This window comes from Wenzhouxiangella sp. AB-CW3, from assembly GCF_014725735.1.
Lineage (GTDB): Bacteria > Pseudomonadota > Gammaproteobacteria > Xanthomonadales > Wenzhouxiangellaceae > Wenzhouxiangella.
On record NZ_CP061368.1, the window covers coordinates 458,267 to 475,668 of the forward strand.

Below are 17,402 nucleotides of genomic sequence, written 5' to 3' on the forward strand. Positions count from 1 at the left end.
AAGGGCTGAAGCCCTCCGGGGTTCGAGTTGTTGTGCGGCAATCCGGAGGTTCGCAGCCTAGTCCCGCGACAGACAACTGTCCTTGATGTCGATCAAACGCCCGACACGGACGTGCGGGTTCATGGGCGCCAGTCGGGATCCCGGCGGCGATTGCGCAGGACAAAGCGCTCTGGCGCCAGCGTGTCGATGATGCTGCTGTCCACCGAGGAGGGCAGTGCGCTCAATTGATCGGCAAGCAGGTCGGCGCACAGCGGGGTGTGGGTCAGGCCGCGTGAGCCATGAGCGATGTTGAGCCAGATGCGCGGTTCCAGGCGGTGAGGCTGGCAGGTGGCATCGGGCATGGGGCCGACCAGGGGCAGGGTGTCGACGGACTGGCAGCGCAGGCCGGCAAGTTGGCCTACCACCTCGATGTCATGACCACCCAGTTCGGCCCAGTGCCCGGGCAGCCCCCTGGCCAGTTCCTCCAGATTGGTTTGATCGTCTGCCGGGTCGATGACGGGTTCGCTGCGCAGGCGATCAAATGTGGCGCCGACACAATGAACGCCCTCCAGCGCGGGTGTCAGGTAGCCGGAATGGCAGTGGGGGGTTCGCCAGTCGGCACTGGATGCCGTGGCTCGACAGAAAGTGACCTGTCCGCGTACCGTGCGCAGCGGCAGCCAGCCCAGGCCGGGCAGGCGGGCAGTGGCGCTGGCAGTGCACAGCACGATGGCATCGCCTTCCAGCAGCCGGCCATCCGACAAGCGCATTGTCCCGCTTCCGTCCATCATTTCGACCCGGCCGGGCAGGCAGTCTATGGCGGGATGATCCAGCAGATGGCGGATCCAGGCCGGTGGATGCAGGTACCCTCCGTTGCTGAAGCATACGCTGTGTTCATTGACTTGTCGCAGCATCTCCTGCGGCCAGGCTTCCTGTTCGACGGCCGCCAGGGTCTTGCTTTGCAGGCGTGGATCGTTCAGGTGCTGAATCACACCTTCAAGGCGGCCGTGACTCTCGTGTGCGGGAAACCGAAGTCGTCGCAACCAGTCGCAGGCCCGGATCAGTGCCGACTGATAGAAGCGATTCTGCGCATGCAGGTGGGCGCTGGCCGTGGCATAAAGCACGCCGGCCAGGTGAGCGGGAACGGGGACGTCGGCATCGAAGACCGGATCGACGATGGTGACCTGCCAGCCTCGCTCGGCCAGTGCCCGGGCGGTGGTCGCACCGGCCGGTCCGGAACCGGCCACCAGGGCCAGGCCGCGTCGGAAGCGGGCCGGTGTCCAGGTTCCGGGCATTTGCCCGGTCAGGCGGTGTCGCTTGCGCCCGAAGCCCGGCTGTCGCTCGACGATAAAGCCGGCGTCGGCCAGGCCGCGTCGCACTGCACCGGCCGCGGTGAACGTACCCAGAGTCGCGCCCGGACGGGATCTTTCGGCGATGGTGGTCAGCAGGGGCGGCTGCCACATGGCCGGATTTCGTGCTGGCGCGAAACCGTCGAGAAACCAGGCGTCGGCCTGCAGGTCGTGGTGTTGCAACAGGGTGAGGGCGTCGCCGAGCATCAGCGTCAGCGTGACCCCGTCGCCCAGAACGATTGCGTGGGCGCCGGGTGCCGGGGGTGGGTAGGCGGCCAGCAATCGCTCGGACCACTCGCTCAGCTCTGGCCAGGCGGCCAGAGACCGGCCCAGGTCATCGCGACCGAGCGGGTGCAGTTCGGTCGAGATCAGGTGCAGCCGCGCCTGTTCTGGTGCGTGCTGACGGAAACTCCGGGCAGCCAGCAGACAGTTCAGCCCGGTGCCGAAGCCGGTCTCTCCGATCACGAACAGACCATCGTTGTCGAGTCGGGTGAAGCGTTCGGGCAGACGGTTGGCCTGGATGAAGACCTGCTCGCTTTCGGCCATACCCTGCCCGGCACTGAAATAGTGGTCGTGATACTGCACCGACGCCGGCGTGCCATCGGTCCATGTGGGTCGCGCCGGTCGAATGGGTGGCAGGGAAAGCTTCATGGGCGGGAAGCGAGTCGAGCGTGGCGGTATTGTAGCCGCCGTTTGCGCCGGAGCTTGCTATCGGTTTCTGCGCAGCAAGGCCTGACGGCAGGGTGCAAATGTTATATCATATCGCTTCGGATGACGCTGTCGGGAGATACGGATGGCTGCTGTGTTCAAAACCAGAGCGGATGCGCGGCCCGGCGCCACGCTGGATCGCCTCGCGATCTGCGTGTCGGCGGCCTGTCTGGCGCAGTGCCTTTTGCTGCCCGTGCTGGTGGTGGTGACTCCGTTGATGTCGGTCGGGTTCCTCGGTGAGGAGGCCTTCCACCTGTTCCTGCTGGCCGTGATCGTCCCACTCAGCATCCTGGCCTTTGGGCTGGGTTATCGCCTGCATCGCAACCGAAGCATGCTGGTACCGGGGGGGATGGGGCTTGGCCTGGTGGCAACCGCCGCGGTTCTCGAGGCGACTGTTCTGCATGGACTCACTGCGGCTGTGCTGACATCGCTGGGTGGCGTGCTGCTGATTGCCGGTCACTGGCTCAACCTGCGTCAGCGGCGCCGGGTCTGCACAACGCCCCAGAGCTGATCGATCGGGGGTGATTCGGTCTCGGCAGGCCGGTTCATTGCTGCTAGAATCTCCCAAACTCTCAAGAGACGGATCATGAGCGAGATACCTTCCGATCTTCGTTTTACGGAAAGTCATGAATGGGTCAGCCAGGAAGAAGAGGGCGTGGTCAAGGTTGGCATCAGCGATCATGCCCAGGAGCAGCTGGGTGACCTGGTTTTTGTCGAGTTGCCTGATGAAGGTGCGACTTTCGGCAAGGGCGATGCCTGTGCCGTGGTCGAGTCGGTCAAGGCGGCATCGGACATCTATGCGCCGGTTTCAGGAGAGATCATCGACGTCAATGAGGCGCTGGCCGATACGCCGGAGATCCTCAACAACGATGCCTATGGCGACGGCTGGCTGTTCTCGATTCGCCTGGACAATGCCGGTGAGCTTGATGAGCTGATGGACGCCGACGCTTACCGCGAGCACGTCGCGGAAGACTGAGCTGCCAGCCGATCGGCTGCCCGGATCGGTTCGGGCAGCCGGTACCGAGTTGCGCAGGCCAGCACCAGTTCGACCGCACGATCCAGGCTGACTCGGTGTCCGATCGAGACATACAGTGGTCGCACCCCGGTGCGGGTGCGCACCACCTTTCCGATTTCCTCTCCGCGGTCGATCAGGGCAACGGCGCTGCCACGGGTCCTGCCAGGCCCGGGGTGATCGCCGCATAGCCGACTCTTGCCCACGCCCACGCTGGGCAATCCGGTTTCCACGCCCAGATGGCAGGCAACTCCGAAACGGCGCGGGTGGGCAATCCCCTGGCCGTCGCACAGCACCACGTCGGGTGTGGCGGGTAACCGAGCCAGTGCCGCGAGAATGGCCGGCAACTCCCGAAACGACAGCAGACCGGGGGTGTAGGGCAGACGGGTCGGGCATTCGGCCACGGCCTGTGATTCCGTGACCAGATCCGGAAAGCGCACCACCACTGCTGCCGCACGGGTCAGTCGGCCCCGCTCTGGAAACGCGCAATCGACCGCCGCAACCCGGGCCGGAGGCCAGGCCAGCCGGTCGTTTCGATCGACTGCACTGGCCAGCTCGCGCTGACGGGCGACAAGCTCTGCGCTCAGCCCCGCTGCGGTCTTCATGCCGGACCCGGCTGCCCGAATGCTTGCTCCCAGGCTTTCCTGACCCGATCCTCCATGGCGTTCATGTCGCTCATGCTGGCCTCGCGCAGCAGCCAGTTGCGGTGTCGCATGCGCATCAGTGCCATCCAGTCCCGGGCCAGCTCGCGCGCGCTGTCGGGCGTAATCCAGCCTGCTTGTGCCAGCAAATCGAGCTGCTCGGGCGTGGTTCGGGCATCGGTCAGGTCCGGGTGGTCGGCAGCCTTGAGCAGTACCCCGAGTTCGGCAATGAACTGCAGGTCCGTGAGCAGCTTGCGCGTGGTCGATTCCCGCCGATGGCGCTGCTGGCGCTGCCTCATGTCGGCCAGCTCCCGGGACACCGTCTCCGGCTCACGGGGCTGAATCAGAACCTGTCTACGGACGTTCTCGAAGTCGGCCTCCAGGCCAGCGTCTCCGGCAATCCAGCGGGCGCGGATCAGCGCCTGATGCTCCCAGGTCCAGGCCTTGTTGACCTGGTACTCGGAAAAGCTGTCCAGGGTGCTGACCAGCATCCCGGCCCGGCCATTGGGACGCAGCCGGGTATCGATCTCGAACAGCCGGCCGCCGGGCAGCGGCATCTGCATGGCACTGATCAGGCGTTGCACGGTGCGTACGGGCACGCTGCCCTCGCGATGCAGAAATACCAGGTCGAGGTCAGACCCGTAGTGCAATTGCCGGGCGCCCAGGTTGCCGTAGCCGATCACGGCGGGAGCATGGTCGGGGTCGATCAAGTCAAGGACCTTGTGCAGGATCATCGCCGCCACTTCGCTAAGGCGCCAGCCGACATCGACCACATCCAGCCGCTCATCGATCTCGGCCAGGGCCGTTTTCAGGAAGGCGGCCTGGCGCCACCTTCCCAGTGCCCAGAGACTGGCTTCCTGGTCGCCTTTCTGTGGTTCGGGGGCGGCGGGAAGGTCCAGGCCATGGACCGGGTCGAGCAGGTCGTCGATCAACTGGGGGGAGTCGATGATCCATTCCGCCACGCGGTCGCTGGCCCTGAATACCCGGACCAGGCGGCTGAGGGTTTGCGGTCGCTCCCTGAGCAGCGACAGGTAGGCGGAGCGGCGCGCGATCTGCTCGATTAGTCGCAGCAGGTCGTCCAGGGCCAGGTCGGGCGGGCGGTGTTTGGATACCTCTTCGAGCAATGCGGGCATGAGGCGGTCCAGTCGCTGGCGTCCTTCGGCGCTGATCGGGCGCCGCCGCAGTGCATCATGCAGCTGCTCGAGGTCGGCTGACGCCTGTTCGGGTTGCTCGAACCCTAGCTGCTTGAGCCTGGCGTCGAGACCGTCTGCAACCGGCCACAGCTCACGGGCCGCCCCGGGCACGGACTCAGGTTCGCGAAAGCGTTCGGCAAACAGCGTTCGAACCGCCTGGCGGTGGTCATCCATCTCCTCGACCAGTTCGGTCCAGCTGGCGCAGCCCATCAGTTGTGCCAGCTTTTCGCGCTCGTCTGAGCCCGAGGGCAGTCGATGTCCCTGACGCCCGGTCATGGCCTGCAGGCGGTTCTCGAGAATGCGCAGGAATTCATAGGCAGTCTGAATGCGCTGACCGGACTCGCTGTCGATCAGGCCCAGTTCCGTACTGGCTGCCAGCGCGGGCAGAAAGCCGGTGCAGCGCAGTCGGGGTTCGCGTCCACCGCGCAGGATCTGCAGGCTCTGAACCAAGAACTCCATTTCCCGGATGCCGCCGGGGCCGCGCTTGATGTCATCCTCGCGGTCACGACTGTTGGCATCAATGCGCCGGTGTAGTTCTCGCAGGCTCTCGAAGATGCCGTAATCGAGATAGCGCCGGTAGATGAATGGCTGCAGCGCATCGATCAGCTCCCCGCCGGTCTCTAGGTCGCCGGCCACGGGTGCGGCCTTGAGCCAGGCATAACGCTCCCAGGTCCGGCCCTCGCTCAGGAAATACTGTTCCATGGCCGAGAGCGACCAGACCAGGGCCCCGGCTTCGCCGAAAGGTCGCAGCCGGGTATCGACCACCCACACCCGTCCCTGTGCCGTGACCGGGTCGAGCAGGGCGATCAGTTCGCGAGCGACCCGGCGCATCCAGTCCGAGGCATCGAGCGGACGTCGGCCATCGCTGCGTCCGCTGCCGTCGCGGGCGAAGACGAGGTCGATGTCGGAGTTGAAGTTGAGTTCATCGCCGCCGAGCTTGCCCAGCCCGATGATGGCCAGTCTCAGTGACTGTCCATCCTCGTTGGTCAGGCGGCCGAACCGCTCCCGCACGCGTGCTTCGGCGGCTGCGGTGGCCAGGTTGAGACAGTCCGTGGCCAAGGCGGAAACGGCTTTGCCGGTGGTAGCGATATCATCATGCCCGTGCAGGTCGCGCCACAGGATATGACAGGCCTGAAGCTGCCGGTAACGACGCAGGGCGGCTGCCGGATCTTTGTCCAGTTCATCGGCTCCCGGGGGGGCGACTGGCTGCTCCGGGTGAGGGGCATCGGGGAAGCGTCGACGGGCCTCGGCAACAAAGCGGCACAGCCTGCTCAGTTCATCCAGGTCCAGTTGCTCCACGGGGCGCTTCATGTTCGACTCCGGCTGCTGGCACCGACCAGCGCGCGGAACAGGGCCCGCTGGCGGCGCCGTTGCGGCAGGTATTCCGGGTGCCATTGCACCCCGATGATGAACCGGTCATCGGCTGACTCGATGGCCTGAACAATGCCGTTGGGTTCGACTGCACTGACCCGCAGGGCCTTTCCAAGCCTGTCGATGGCCTGTGAATGCAGGGCATTGACATGAAGCGTGTCGACGCCGGTGATAGCGGCCAGGCGAGTCGCTGGCAGAATATTGACTTGTTTGCGTGGCAGAACGGAGCGAATGGCAGGATACTCCTCGTAAAACCCTTCGATATTCTGGTACAGGCTGCCGCCGGTGACTACATTGATCAGCTGCATGCCCCGGCAGATGCCCATCAGTGGCACCCTGTTGGCCAGGGCCCGGCTGATCAGATCCTTTTCCAGTACATCACGCGCCCTGTTGATGCCGCTGGTCTTGGTCGTGAGCAGTCTGCGAACGAGAAACAGGAGCGGGAACAGTATGACGCCCAGTGTGCGTCGCCAGCCGCTTGCACCGCGGTCCTTCAGCTCCTTCAGCTCGGGGCGGCGTGATTGTCCATACAGGCCCGGGCTGACATCGGCACCACCGCCAATGATCAGCCCGTCCAGACCGTCAATCGGATGCGGTTGTCCTGGTTGTATGCGAACCGCTCGACCGCCGGCCCGGCGCACGGCGCGGGCGGTAAACAGCCATGCTGCCGTTCCGCCCCGGTCGGGGCCGGTAATGCCGATGACGGGACGATGGCTCACGACCAGAAGCGTTGCAGCCGCTCACCAAGCCAGCGTTTGAGGCCGCCCGGGGTTTCCAGGTAGTGCTTGCATTCGGTCTCGAGTTCGTCGGGCTGGTTGGCCAGTTGTTCCACCGCCATCCAGTGATTCCAGGGCACGGCCAGTGACCAGTCGGCTTCGTCGATCAGGCAGTTGGGCAGGCGGTAGTGCCAGGCCGGTCTGGGCTTGATCAGGTCCCGCTCCACCGGTGCGTCCATCACTCGGTCCTCATCGAGGTGGGCCAGTAGTGGCAGCAGGTCAAGCGGCCGGTTGCGTGTTGGCGTCATGGCGAGAAAATCGTCGATCAGTCGTCGCTGGTCTGGTTGATAGTCGGGGTCCAGTACATGCCGGACATAGTCTTCAGGGTAGGGCTGAACGTAGGGCGTGATGCGTCGGGAAAAATCGACATCCTCTGCCTCAAGCAACCATTCGTATCGAAGCAGAAAAGCGCGCAGCAGTGACAGGATGTCGTTGGCTTCAACGCTGGCCACTTCGATATTGAGGTGCAGGCCGAAGGCATAGAACGGCGAGGAATGGGTGCCGCGAGCCCCGGCTTCATGCAGTTCCTTGCGGATGGCATCGAGCTCGGGCAGACGCGTCCAGGGAATGGGTGGCCCAACCAGTTCCAGCGGCACCACCAGCCCGGCCACTTTCGACATGACTTGCTCCAGATTCTCGCGAGTCTCGCCCTCGCCAATGTCGATACCCAGATCCTGAAGGTGTTTCTGATAGCCCCTGCTTTTGAGGATGTCGGCATCCAGTTCGATGCGGAAGTCGCCCAGCGTGGTGTCTCTGACCGTGCTTTCAAACGGACTGGAACGCTTCATCTCACCACCGGCGGTCGCCATGACCGCTTTGGCCATCTGATCAGGCGTGATGCCGCTCAACTCCAGTTCCACTCCCACCTTGCGAGCTTCCCCCCGGGGATTGTCGCCACGAGGTGGTTGGATGAAATCGCTACCGCTACTGCTGGATTCAGGCAATGGATTGACCGCTGGGTGCTGGTGCTTCTGAAAGGATAGCCCAGAGTGCATGCCCGCGACGGCAAAGATCGTGAACGGCCCTCGGCGTCCACTCGCTACAGGATCGGAGCGATTGTGGCTTCGAGGCCGGTCTTGAGCGGGAGGCTCCGCTTCAGTTCAATGCGGTGGTTAGTGGGCCATGCGGTCAATTATTAACCCGGCACGAATGTAGATCACATTCAGGGCTTCAATCAGGGCCCGAATCAAGGCGTCGCTCGCCGCCAAGGGTGATCCCCTTGGCAAGAGCGAGAACGCAGAGTCGGGCCCTGATTGAAGCCCCTAACTATCTGATTCTAAAAAGTCAGGCCGCAGTGTGCGCTTCGGCAGACTGCGTTATCGAAACTTGCTGTAGGAGTGCTACAGCGGCGTTGCGCTGCCTTGCTGCCGAAGCGCACACTGCGGCTGAATGCGATCTACATTCGTGCCGGGTTAATAGGTAACGCTCAGCCGTCGCACAAGCGTCGTGGGCAAGGCGCGCGAGCGCAGGACTGGCCGTCGCCAATTCAAGCGAGTGGAACACGTGCAGCGGCTCCACTCGCAAGGCTTCATTCGCTACGCGAAAGTCGCCATGCGGTTTCGCCTGCCCTGCCCACGGCGCTTGTGCGACGGCCCTTCGGGAGTCACTGTGCTGGCGCGACTCGGCGTTGCGTTTCTTGGCAAGGATGCTGCCATTCCCGGCGAAACGCGCCTTGATTCGCGCCAGCGCAGTGGCTCTGAGCGTTACCTATTTGACCGCATGGCCCACTAGGCCTTCAGCGAACCCTCCCACTCAAGCCCGGCACGTCGCCCAAAAAAGAAAACCCCGGCACAGCGGCCGGGGTTTCGATGCATACGGGCGTTGCCATTGGCGCATGCATAGGGACTAGAAGGTCCTGGTTCCAGGCAAGGCGCGGGGCGGCTGGGGAGCGGAGCGTACCTTGATGGTACGTGAGCATCGCCAGCCGCCGCGCAACGCCGCATGGGGCCAGGAGATTCGGTCCCGGCGGTTACATCATGCCGCCCATTCCGCCCATACCGCCCATACCACCCATATCCGGCGCACCGCCGCCGTCATCTTCCTTCGGAAGTTCAGCGATGGCGCATTCGGTGGTGATCATCAGACCGGCCACGGAACCGGCATTCTGCAGGGCGGTGCGAGTGACCTTGGTCGGGTCGAGAATACCGGCCTCGATCATGTCGACGAACTCGCCGCTGGCGGCGTTGTAGCCATGGTTGCCCTTGCCGGCCTTGACTTCGGCCAGGATCACCGACGGCTCGCCTCCGGAGTTGGACACGATCTTTCTCAGCGGCTCTTCCATGGCGCGACGGGCGAGCTTGATGCCGACAGACTGGTCATCGTTGTCGCCGGTCAGGCCTTCGATGGCCGACAAAGCACGGATCAGGGCGGTACCACCGCCAGGCACCACGCCTTCCTCGACGGCTGCACGGGTGGCGTGCAGGGCGTCTTCGACGCGGGCCTTCTTCTCCTTCATCTCGACTTCGGTGGCGGCACCGACCTTGATCACGGCCACGCCGCCGGCCAGCTTGGCCACGCGTTCCTGCAGTTTTTCGCGGTCGTAGTCGGAGCTGGCATCTTCGATCTGGGCGCGGATCTGGCCGACCCGGCCTTCGATGGCCGAGGCTTCGCCGGCACCGTCGATGATGGTGGTGTTTTCCTTGTCGATCTGGACCTTCTTGGCTGATCCGAGCTGGTCGATGGTGGTCTTCTCCAGGCTCAGGCCGATGTCTTCGGAGATGACCTGGCCGCCGGTCAGCACTGCCATGTCTTCGAGCATGGCCTTGCGACGATCGCCAAAGCCCGGAGCCTTGACGGCCGCGACCTTTACAGTGCCACGCAGGTTGTTGACCACCAGCGTGGCCAGCGCCTCGCCCTCGATGTCCTCGGCGACGATCAGCAGGCTCTTCGACTGCTTGGCCACCTCTTCGAGCACCGGCAGCAGTTCGCGCACGTTGGAGATCTTCTTGTCGTGCAGCAGGATGTAGGGGTTGTCGAGATCGACCTGCATGGTCTGCTGGTCGGTCACGAAGTAGGGCGAGAGGTAGCCACGATCGAACTGCATGCCCTCGACCACGTCGAGTTCGTTATGCAGCGACTGGCCTTCCTCGACCGTGATCACGCCTTCCTTGCCAACCTTGCCCATGGCCTCGGCAATGATCTTGCCGATTTCTTCGTCGGCATTGGCCGAGATGGTGCCGACCTGGGCGATGGCCTTGTCGGTGTCGCACGGCGTGGACAGCTTCTTGAGTTCTTCGGTGGCGGCACGCACGGCCTTGTCGATGCCGCGCTTGAGGTCCATCGGGTTCATGCCGGCGGCCACGGACTTGAGGCCTTCACGCAGCATGGCATGGGCCAGCACGGTGGCGGTGGTGGTGCCGTCGCCGGCTTCGTCGGAAGTCTGCGATGCCACTTCCTTGACCATCTGGGCACCCATGTTCTCGAACTTGTCTTCCAGCTCGATTTCCTTGGCCACGGACACGCCGTCCTTGGTCATGGTCGGTGCGCCGAAGCTCTTTTCGAGCACGACATTGCGGCCCTTGGGGCCCAGGGTCACGCTGACGGCACGCGCCAGCACATCAACACCCTTGAGAATGCGATTGCGGGCGTCTTCGGAGAAACGTACTTCTTTGGCACTCATGGTTCGAAATCCTCTAATTCAAATTCGTTCGTGATTGCAGGCGATGTGATCAGGACTCGATGACGGCCATGATGTCGTCTTCGCGCATCACCAGCAGTTCTTCGTCTTCGACCTTGACCTCGGTGCCGGAGAACTTGCCGAACAGCACCTTGTCGCCGACCTTCACGTCCAGGGCGCGCTGCTCGCCGTTTTCCAGCACCTTGCCGTTGCCCACGGCCAGCACTTCGCCGCGGATGGGCTTCTCGGTGGCGCTGTCGGGAATGACGATTCCGCCCGGAGTGGTGCGCTCTTCTTCCACGCGCTTGACGATGACGCGATCATGCAAAGGACGCAGTTTCATGGGTATTTCTCCCTTAACAACAGTTGTCTTGTGATGAAAAGTCGCGCGCCGCGGGCGACCGAAACCAGTCGCTAGCGGTGCATCCTTGGGTTGCTGCGGTTGGCGTCAAGCCAGGCTTTTCGCGAACCGCCGACACGCTCTGGCAAATGGAGCCCACCGGCAGCCATTTCAAGGCTTGGGCAGGGCCGGGGCGCAATTTTTTGACGTTCTCCCGACGGGGCGATTGTTTCTTCCGCGAATCATTCGCGCTACCCTTCGCGATTGGATTCCCTGCTGACATAGCTGATGAGGAGCAGATCATGTCCGAGGATCTCTGCCTGGTGCTGACGACCTGTCCCGACGAGGATTCGGCTGAACGACTGGCCGCCGTACTGGTCGAACAACGGCTGGCCGCCTGCGTATCGGCCGGGAGTCCGGCGCGCTCGACTTATCCCTGGCAGGGGAGCATTGAGCATGAGCGCGAGATTCCGCTGACGATCAAGACCGTCCGCGAGAAGGTTCCGGCCTTGTCCGAGGCCTTGGTGGCCCACCATCCCTACGAGGTTCCGGAGCTGCTGGTGCTGCCGGTTATCGATGGGCTGGACGCCTACACTCAATGGATCAGAGACTGGATTCAATGACCAAACAGGAATTGCAGCGGCCCGCCCGCTTCCTGCTGCGACTGGCCGCACTGGCCCTGGCCGCGGCCACCCTGGTACCGCTCCAGGCGCAGATCGGCCCGGACGACCTGCTGCCGGTCGAGGAGGCCTTCGCCATCGACTGGGCCCAGGAAGGCGATGAGCTGGTTGTCGGCTGGGACATCGCCGAGGGCTACTACATGTATCGCCACGCCTTCGAGTTCGAGGCGGCGAGCGAGGGGCTGGAGCTGGACGATGCGGCGATTCCACCCGGCGAGCAGATTGTCGACGAGTTCTTTGGCGAGACCGAAACCTATCGTGACCGCGTCGAGATCCGGATTCCGGTCAAGGCTGCACCGGCCGGAGGGGATCTGACGGTCAACGTGCGCTCCCAGGGCTGCGCCGATCTCGGCGTGTGCTACCCGCCCCACCGCGAACAGATCGAGCTGGTCTGGGCCGACACCGCGCCCGCGGGTTCGGCGAGGGATATCGCGTCCACGACACCGGCCAGCCAGGGCGGCCTGGGTGATCTGTTCTCGGGCGCACCCGAGGGCCTGGTGCCGGCCGAAGAAGCGTTTTCATTCGAGGCATTCGCGGTCGATGCCGGGCGCATTCTGGTACGAGTCGTCGCGCTGCCAGACTATTACCTGTATCGCGAACAGTTTGCCTTCCGGCTCGCCGATGACGAGATCGACATTGTTCAGGCCTTGTTGCCGGCGGGCGAAGCCAAGGTCGACGAGTTTTTTGGCGAAACCGAGGTTTATTTCGGCGAGGTCGAGATTCCGCTGGAGTTGACCCGGCCCGCCGGCTCGGCGCAGGCCGTGACCCTGGAGGTCGATTACCAGGGTTGCTGGGAAGGCGGTGTCTGCTTCCCGCCGCTCACGCACGGCATGACGGTCGACCTGCCGCCTTCAGACGTCGGTGTGCGGGTTGACGGTACCCCAACCGATGACCCGGCAGATGAGCCCGCGCCCGAAGTGGCCATGGCCGAGCAGGACCGCCTGGCCGCGGCCCTGGCCGGTCGTCCGGCGCTGGCGCTGACGCTGTTTCTGATTGCCGGTTTGCTGCTGGCCTTCACACCCTGCGTTTTCCCCATGGTGCCGATTCTGTCGGGCCTGATTGCCGGGGAAGGTGATCGCATGACGACCGGGCGGGCTTTCCGGCTGTCGCTGGTCTATGTGCTGGCCATGGCCCTGGTCTACACCGCCTTTGGTGTGGTCGCCGGTCTGTTTGGCCAGAACCTGCAGGCTGTCTTCCAGCATCCGGCGGTGCTGTCGTCATTCGCCGGCCTGTTTGTGCTGCTGTCGCTGGCCATGTTCGGTTTCTACGATCTGCAACTGCCCGCATCCTGGCAGACCCGGCTCAATGAATGGTCCAACCGGGCCGAGGGCGGCACGCTGATGGGGGCGGCCATCATGGGCGCGCTGTCGGCGTTGATTGTCGGTCCCTGCGTGGCGCCGGCGCTGATGGGTGCGCTGATTTACATCGGTCAGACCGGTGATGCCATGCTGGGGGGTGCGGCCCTGTTTGCCATGGCCATGGGCATGGGCATTCCGCTGGTGATCTGGGGAACATCGGCCGGTCGTCTGCTGCCCCGGGCCGGTGCCTGGATGAACGCCGTCAAGGCCGTGTTCGGCGTCGGCCTGCTGGCCCTGGCGGTGTGGATGCTGGAGCGGGTGGTGCCTCCGGCCGTGACCATGATGCTGTGGGGCATGCTGGCCATTGCCAGTGGCATCTATCTGGGTGCGCTGACCCGGCTGGATGATTCGGCGTCGGGCTGGAAGAAGCTGTGGCAGTCGTTGGGCGTGATCATGCTGGTGCTGGGTATTCTGCAGCTCATTGGTGCCGCATCCGGCGGTCGGGACTGGACCCGCCCGCTTGGCCACCTGGCCGGCGGCGGTGGTGCGGTGCCCGCGGCGGAAGTCAGTTTCCGGCACGTCGAAACACTGGACGAGTTGCAGGGCGCCATCGCGTCGTCGACGCGCCCGGTCTTCGTTGATTTCTATGCCGACTGGTGTGTGGATTGCGTGCGCATGGAGCGGCGTACCTTCCCGGACCCGGAGGTGGCCCGGCGCATGGCCGACTTCACCCTGCTCAAGGTTGATGTCACCGACTACACCAGCAACCACCAGGAGATTCTGTCTCACTTCGGCCTGATTGGCCCGCCGGCCTACCTGTTCTTTGTTGATGGCGAGGAGTTGCAGCAGCACCGCACTTTCGGTTTCCTTAATCCCAACCGCTTTTCCAGTCTGCTCGACGAGGTCAGCTCATGAGAACATTCCGACTGTTCATGCTGGTCGCGATCATTGGCTTCGGGCTGGGTGCCGCCCTGGCCTGGATGACTCGGGGTGGCGATCCCACGCCGCCACCCGGCACCGAGGGGGCCGAGGTCGGCGACCCGCGGCCCGATTTCCGTCATGCCACGCTCGATGGTGACTGGCTTGAGGCCACGGATTTCGACGGCCTGCCCATGCTGGTCAATTTCTGGGCCACGTGGTGTGCGCCCTGCCGTCGTGAAATGCCGGTGTTGCAGGCCGCCAGTGAGCAGCATGCCGGTGAACTGTCGGTGGTCGGCCTGGCCCTGGATGATCCCGATCCTGTGCGTGACTTTCTCGAAGAACTGGGCATCGACTACCCCGTGGCGGTCGGCGAGGCCGACGTCATGCGCACGCAGCGCGCCTGGGGTAATTCCGCCGGTGTCCTGCCCTACACGGTGCTGGTGGATGCCGGCGGCACCATCCAGTGGCAGCACTATGGAGAGGTGACGGCCGAAGAGCTTGACGAAGTGCTCGCCGACTGGCTGCAGGATGGTGGCTGACCGGAACCTGTAGTGTCTTTCCCCGAACATGTGGACATTTGCCTGCATTTGGGGCACACTCCGACGCTTTGAGAGGTCGGAGATGTCATGACTGCCGTGCTGGTTGTTCACGGGCCGAATCTGAATCTGCTCGGTACTCGTGAACCCGACATCTACGGGCCCACGACACTGGAGGAGATCAATGCCCGGCTGGCGCGCTTCGCGGCTGCCTGCGACATCGATCTGGACTGTTTCCAGTCCAATGCAGAACATGAGCTGGTCGAAAGAATCCAGCGTTCGGCACAGGATGGAACCGACTGGATCCTGATCAATCCGGCCGGGCTGACGCATACTTCTGTGGTGCTGAGGGATGCGCTGGCCGCGGCGGGCCGACCTTTCGTAGAAGTTCATCTGAGCAATCCGCAGGCGCGCGAGACCTTTCGGCATCGCTCGCTGATCAGTGATCTGGCTGCCGGCACCATCGCCGGTTTTGGTGCCGATTCCTATCTTCTGGCGCTGCAGGCGGTTGTCAACAAAACAGAATCCCCGGGGTAATCAAGATAATGGACCTGAGAAAAATCAAGAAGCTGATCGAGTTGCTCGAAGAATCCGAACTGGCCGAAATCGAGATTCACGAAGGTGAGGAGTCGGTGCGTCTGACCCGGCAGCACCCCCAGCCTTCCGGCGCGCAGGCTTTCGCTCTGCCGCCGCAGCAGCCGGCCCATGCACCGGCGGCCGCCCCTGCTTCGGCGCCGGCACCGACGCCGGCATCGCCCACTGCCGCCGATGGCGATGATGGCGAGGCCCTGCCGGATGGCGAGGTGGTTCGTTCGCCCATGGTCGGTACTTTCTATTCGGCATCCAGCCCCGAGGCTGATCCGTTTGTGCGGGTGGGCAGCACGGTATCGACCGGGGATACGCTGTGCCTGGTTGAAGCCATGAAGATGTTCAACCAGATCGAGGCGGAGTTCTCCGGCAAGGTGGTGGCCGTACTGGCCGAGGATGGTCAGCCGGTCGAATTCGACCAGCCGCTGTTTGTCATCGAGAAGGGCTGATCATGCAAGCATTCCGCAAGGTTCTGATCGCCAATCGCGGCGAGATTGCACTGCGCATACTTCGTGCCTGCCAGGCCATGGGGATTCGCACGGTTGCCGTGCACTCCACGGTTGACCGCAACCTCAAGCATGTCGGCATGGCCGACGAATCGGTCTGTATCGGCCCGGCTCCGGCGGCCCAGAGCTACCTCAATGTGCCGGCCATTATCGCGGCCATGGAAGTGACGGATGCCGAAGCCGTGCATCCCGGATACGGTTTCCTGGCCGAGAATGCCGATTTTGCCGAACGCGTGGAGGAATCCGGGTTTACCTTCATTGGTCCACGGGCCGAAACCATCCGCCTGATGGGCGACAAGGTCTCGGCGATCAACGCCATGCGTCAGGCCGGCGTGCCCTGCGTGCCCGGTTCCAACGGGCCGCTGGACAGCGACGAGCGGCGAACGCGGCGCCTGGCCGAGGAAATCGGCTACCCGGTGCTGATCAAGGCCGCCGCCGGCGGCGGTGGTCGTGGCATGCGCGTGGTCGAGCGTCCGGAGGATCTCATCCGGTCGATCAGCCTGACTCGCCAGGAGGCCAAGAGCGGTTTTGGCGATGACACCGTCTACATGGAGAAATACCTGACCAACCCGCGCCACGTGGAAATCCAGGTATTGGCCGATGCCCATGGCAATGCCGTGCATTTGGGCGAGCGCGATTGCTCCATGCAGCGTCGACACCAGAAGGTCATCGAAGAAGCGCCGGCTCCGGGCATTACCGATGAAGAGAGGACGCGCATCGGACGAATCTGTACCGATGCCTGCAAGCGTATCGGCTACCTGGGTGCCGGCACATTCGAGTTCCTGTACGAGGACGGCGAGTTCTACTTCATCGAAATGAACACCCGCATCCAGGTCGAGCACCCGGTGACCGAGTGCGTGACCGGCCTGGACTTGATTCGCGCCCAGATGCTGGCCGCCGCCGGTGAGCCGCTACCCTTCACCCAAGACGATGTCCGTATGCAGGGTCACGCCATCGAGTGCCGAATCAACGCCGAAGATCCGGAACGCTTCATTCCCCAGCCGGGACGCATCGAGGCCTTCCACGCACCCGGTGGCCCGGGGGTGCGGGTCGACTCCCACATCTACGACGGCTACAGCGTGCCGCCGAACTACGACTCGATGATCGGCAAGCTGATTACCCATGGCGAGGACCGCGCATCGGCCATCGCCCGCATGCGGGTTGCACTCGATGAAATGGTCTTGCGCGGCGTGGTCAACAATATTCCCCTGCACCAGCGACTGCTGAAAGACTCCGGCTTCGTCGAAGGCGGAACCAACATCCACTACCTGGAAAAGTTGCTGAAAGGCGGGTAACGGTGAAAGGTGAAAGGTGAAAGGTGAAAGGTGAAAGGTGAAAGGTGAAAGGGGCAGATGCCACACCTTTCTCTCTATCCTTTTACCTCTTACCTTTTACCTTTCACCTTTTACCGCCGTTAACTCGTTAACGGCAACGCCCCGAACGCCGCGTGGGCGATCAGGTGACCCAGGCGGTCGAGGTCGGGAATGGCCGCTTCGCGGCCATCAACCGTGACATAGCCGGCAACCCCGATCGGGTTGCCTTCGGTTGATGTTTCAACCAGGTTGTCCTCGGTCACGGTCACCAGTCGCGGATGGCTTTGAGCCAGAATGGCGAAGTAGGGCATTCGTTCGTTGTTGATCAGACTCTTGATAATGCACATGCGCGTGTTCTTCACGGCTTCCGTGCGGTTCTGATCAACCAGGCGAACAAAGCTGATCAATGGTACCTGCCAGCCCTGCCACAAGACCGTGCCCAGCAACCAACCGGCCGCACCCGGAACCGGCTCGGGTTCAGCGTAGTTCACCACCTCGGCCACGGTGGCATTGGGCAGCAAGAGGTCCAGCTCCGTCAGGGGCACCAGAACACTGCGAATTTCGACATCCTGCATGGG

General features: G+C 63.5%; 17 protein-coding genes. 9 read left to right on the forward strand and 8 right to left on the reverse strand.

Annotation, left to right across the window (positions count from 1 at the left end; genetic code table 11):
- Window positions 1-119: 119 nt before the first annotated feature.
- On the reverse strand, window positions 120-1,976 hold the full coding sequence (gene mnmC / locus IC757_RS01935) for a bifunctional tRNA (5-methylaminomethyl-2-thiouridine)(34)-methyltransferase MnmD/FAD-dependent 5-carboxymethylaminomethyl-2-thiouridine(34) oxidoreductase MnmC (RefSeq protein ID WP_190975724.1): 1,857 nt from the start codon (window positions 1,974-1,976) through the stop codon (window positions 120-122).
- 142 nt (window positions 1,977-2,118) lie between these two features.
- On the opposite strand from mnmC, the gene IC757_RS01940 reads away from it, so the two are divergent.
- Complete coding sequence (locus tag IC757_RS01940; RefSeq protein ID WP_190975725.1) at window positions 2,119-2,544, forward strand: MerC domain-containing protein; 426 nt, start codon at window positions 2,119-2,121, stop codon at window positions 2,542-2,544.
- 75 nt (window positions 2,545-2,619) lie between these two features.
- Complete coding sequence (gene gcvH, locus IC757_RS01945) at window positions 2,620-3,009, forward strand: glycine cleavage system protein GcvH (RefSeq protein WP_190975726.1); 390 nt, start codon at window positions 2,620-2,622, stop codon at window positions 3,007-3,009.
- Here the strand turns inward: gcvH and nfi are convergent.
- From nfi to IC757_RS01965, 4 genes are read right to left on the reverse strand one after another with little or no spacing between them, the layout of a single operon-like run.
- On the reverse strand, window positions 2,982-3,650 hold the full coding sequence (gene nfi / locus IC757_RS01950; RefSeq protein WP_190975727.1) for a deoxyribonuclease V: 669 nt from the start codon (window positions 3,648-3,650) through the stop codon (window positions 2,982-2,984). The genes gcvH and nfi overlap by 28 nt on opposite strands.
- Window positions 3,647-6,190, reverse strand: coding sequence for a bifunctional [glutamate--ammonia ligase]-adenylyl-L-tyrosine phosphorylase/[glutamate--ammonia-ligase] adenylyltransferase (gene glnE, locus IC757_RS01955; RefSeq protein WP_190975728.1), 2,544 nt, complete (start codon window positions 6,188-6,190; stop codon window positions 3,647-3,649). The genes nfi and glnE overlap by 4 nt, the downstream gene beginning before the upstream one ends.
- Window positions 6,187-6,969 (reverse strand): gamma-glutamyl-gamma-aminobutyrate hydrolase family protein, encoded by a 783-nt coding sequence (locus tag IC757_RS01960; RefSeq protein ID WP_190975729.1) that lies wholly within the window; start codon window positions 6,967-6,969, stop codon window positions 6,187-6,189. The genes glnE and IC757_RS01960 overlap by 4 nt, the downstream gene beginning before the upstream one ends.
- Window positions 6,966-7,892: an amidoligase family protein gene (locus tag IC757_RS01965; protein ID WP_223846212.1), complete on the reverse strand. Its 927-nt coding sequence runs from the start codon at window positions 7,890-7,892 to the stop codon at window positions 6,966-6,968. The genes IC757_RS01960 and IC757_RS01965 overlap by 4 nt, the downstream gene beginning before the upstream one ends.
- A gap of 637 nt (window positions 7,893-8,529) precedes the next feature.
- Between IC757_RS01965 and IC757_RS01970 the strand changes: the two genes are divergently transcribed.
- Window positions 8,530-8,757 (forward strand): hypothetical protein, encoded by a 228-nt coding sequence (locus IC757_RS01970; RefSeq protein ID WP_190975731.1) that lies wholly within the window; start codon window positions 8,530-8,532, stop codon window positions 8,755-8,757.
- A 238-nt stretch (window positions 8,758-8,995) separates the two neighbouring features.
- Here IC757_RS01970 and groL read toward each other — a convergent pair whose 3' ends face one another.
- Together groL and groES are read right to left on the reverse strand one after the other, a co-directional pair.
- Window positions 8,996-10,645 carry a chaperonin GroEL gene (groL, locus tag IC757_RS01975; RefSeq protein WP_190975732.1) on the reverse strand — a complete coding sequence of 550 codons (1,650 nt, stop codon included), beginning with the start codon at window positions 10,643-10,645 and terminating at the stop codon, window positions 8,996-8,998.
- A gap of 49 nt (window positions 10,646-10,694) precedes the next feature.
- On the reverse strand, window positions 10,695-10,985 hold the full coding sequence (groES, locus tag IC757_RS01980) for a co-chaperone GroES (protein WP_190975733.1): 291 nt from the start codon (window positions 10,983-10,985) through the stop codon (window positions 10,695-10,697).
- A gap of 299 nt (window positions 10,986-11,284) precedes the next feature.
- On the opposite strand from groES, the gene cutA reads away from it, so the two are divergent.
- The 6 genes from cutA to accC all read left to right on the forward strand — a co-directional run bounded on the left by cutA (window position 11,285) and on the right by accC (window position 16,806).
- Window positions 11,285-11,605, forward strand: a complete 321-nt coding sequence (gene cutA / locus IC757_RS01985; protein WP_190975734.1) for a divalent-cation tolerance protein CutA — start codon at window positions 11,285-11,287, stop codon at window positions 11,603-11,605.
- Window positions 11,602-13,875 carry a protein-disulfide reductase DsbD gene (dsbD, locus tag IC757_RS01990; protein WP_190975735.1) on the forward strand — a complete coding sequence of 758 codons (2,274 nt, stop codon included), beginning with the start codon at window positions 11,602-11,604 and terminating at the stop codon, window positions 13,873-13,875. Before cutA ends, dsbD begins: the two co-directional genes overlap by 4 nt.
- Window positions 13,872-14,420 (forward strand): TlpA family protein disulfide reductase, encoded by a 549-nt coding sequence (locus IC757_RS01995; RefSeq protein ID WP_190975736.1) that lies wholly within the window; start codon window positions 13,872-13,874, stop codon window positions 14,418-14,420. The genes dsbD and IC757_RS01995 overlap by 4 nt, the downstream gene beginning before the upstream one ends.
- An 87-nt stretch (window positions 14,421-14,507) precedes the next feature.
- Window positions 14,508-14,954 (forward strand): type II 3-dehydroquinate dehydratase, encoded by a 447-nt coding sequence (gene aroQ, locus IC757_RS02000; protein ID WP_190975737.1) that lies wholly within the window; start codon window positions 14,508-14,510, stop codon window positions 14,952-14,954.
- A gap of 8 nt (window positions 14,955-14,962) precedes the next feature.
- Window positions 14,963-15,454: an acetyl-CoA carboxylase biotin carboxyl carrier protein gene (gene accB, locus IC757_RS02005; protein ID WP_190975738.1), complete on the forward strand. Its 492-nt coding sequence runs from the start codon at window positions 14,963-14,965 to the stop codon at window positions 15,452-15,454.
- A gap of 2 nt (window positions 15,455-15,456) precedes the next feature.
- The gene (accC, locus tag IC757_RS02010; RefSeq protein WP_190975739.1) at window positions 15,457-16,806 is read left to right on the forward strand and encodes an acetyl-CoA carboxylase biotin carboxylase subunit; all 1,350 of its coding nucleotides are present in this window, start codon (window positions 15,457-15,459) and stop codon (window positions 16,804-16,806) included.
- 119 nt (window positions 16,807-16,925) lie between these two features.
- Here the strand turns inward: accC and IC757_RS02015 are convergent, their stop codons facing one another.
- Entirely contained in the window at window positions 16,926-17,399 is a 474-nt protein-coding gene (locus IC757_RS02015) for a chemotaxis protein CheW (protein WP_190975740.1), read from the reverse strand.
- Window positions 17,400-17,402 lie beyond the last annotated feature (3 nt).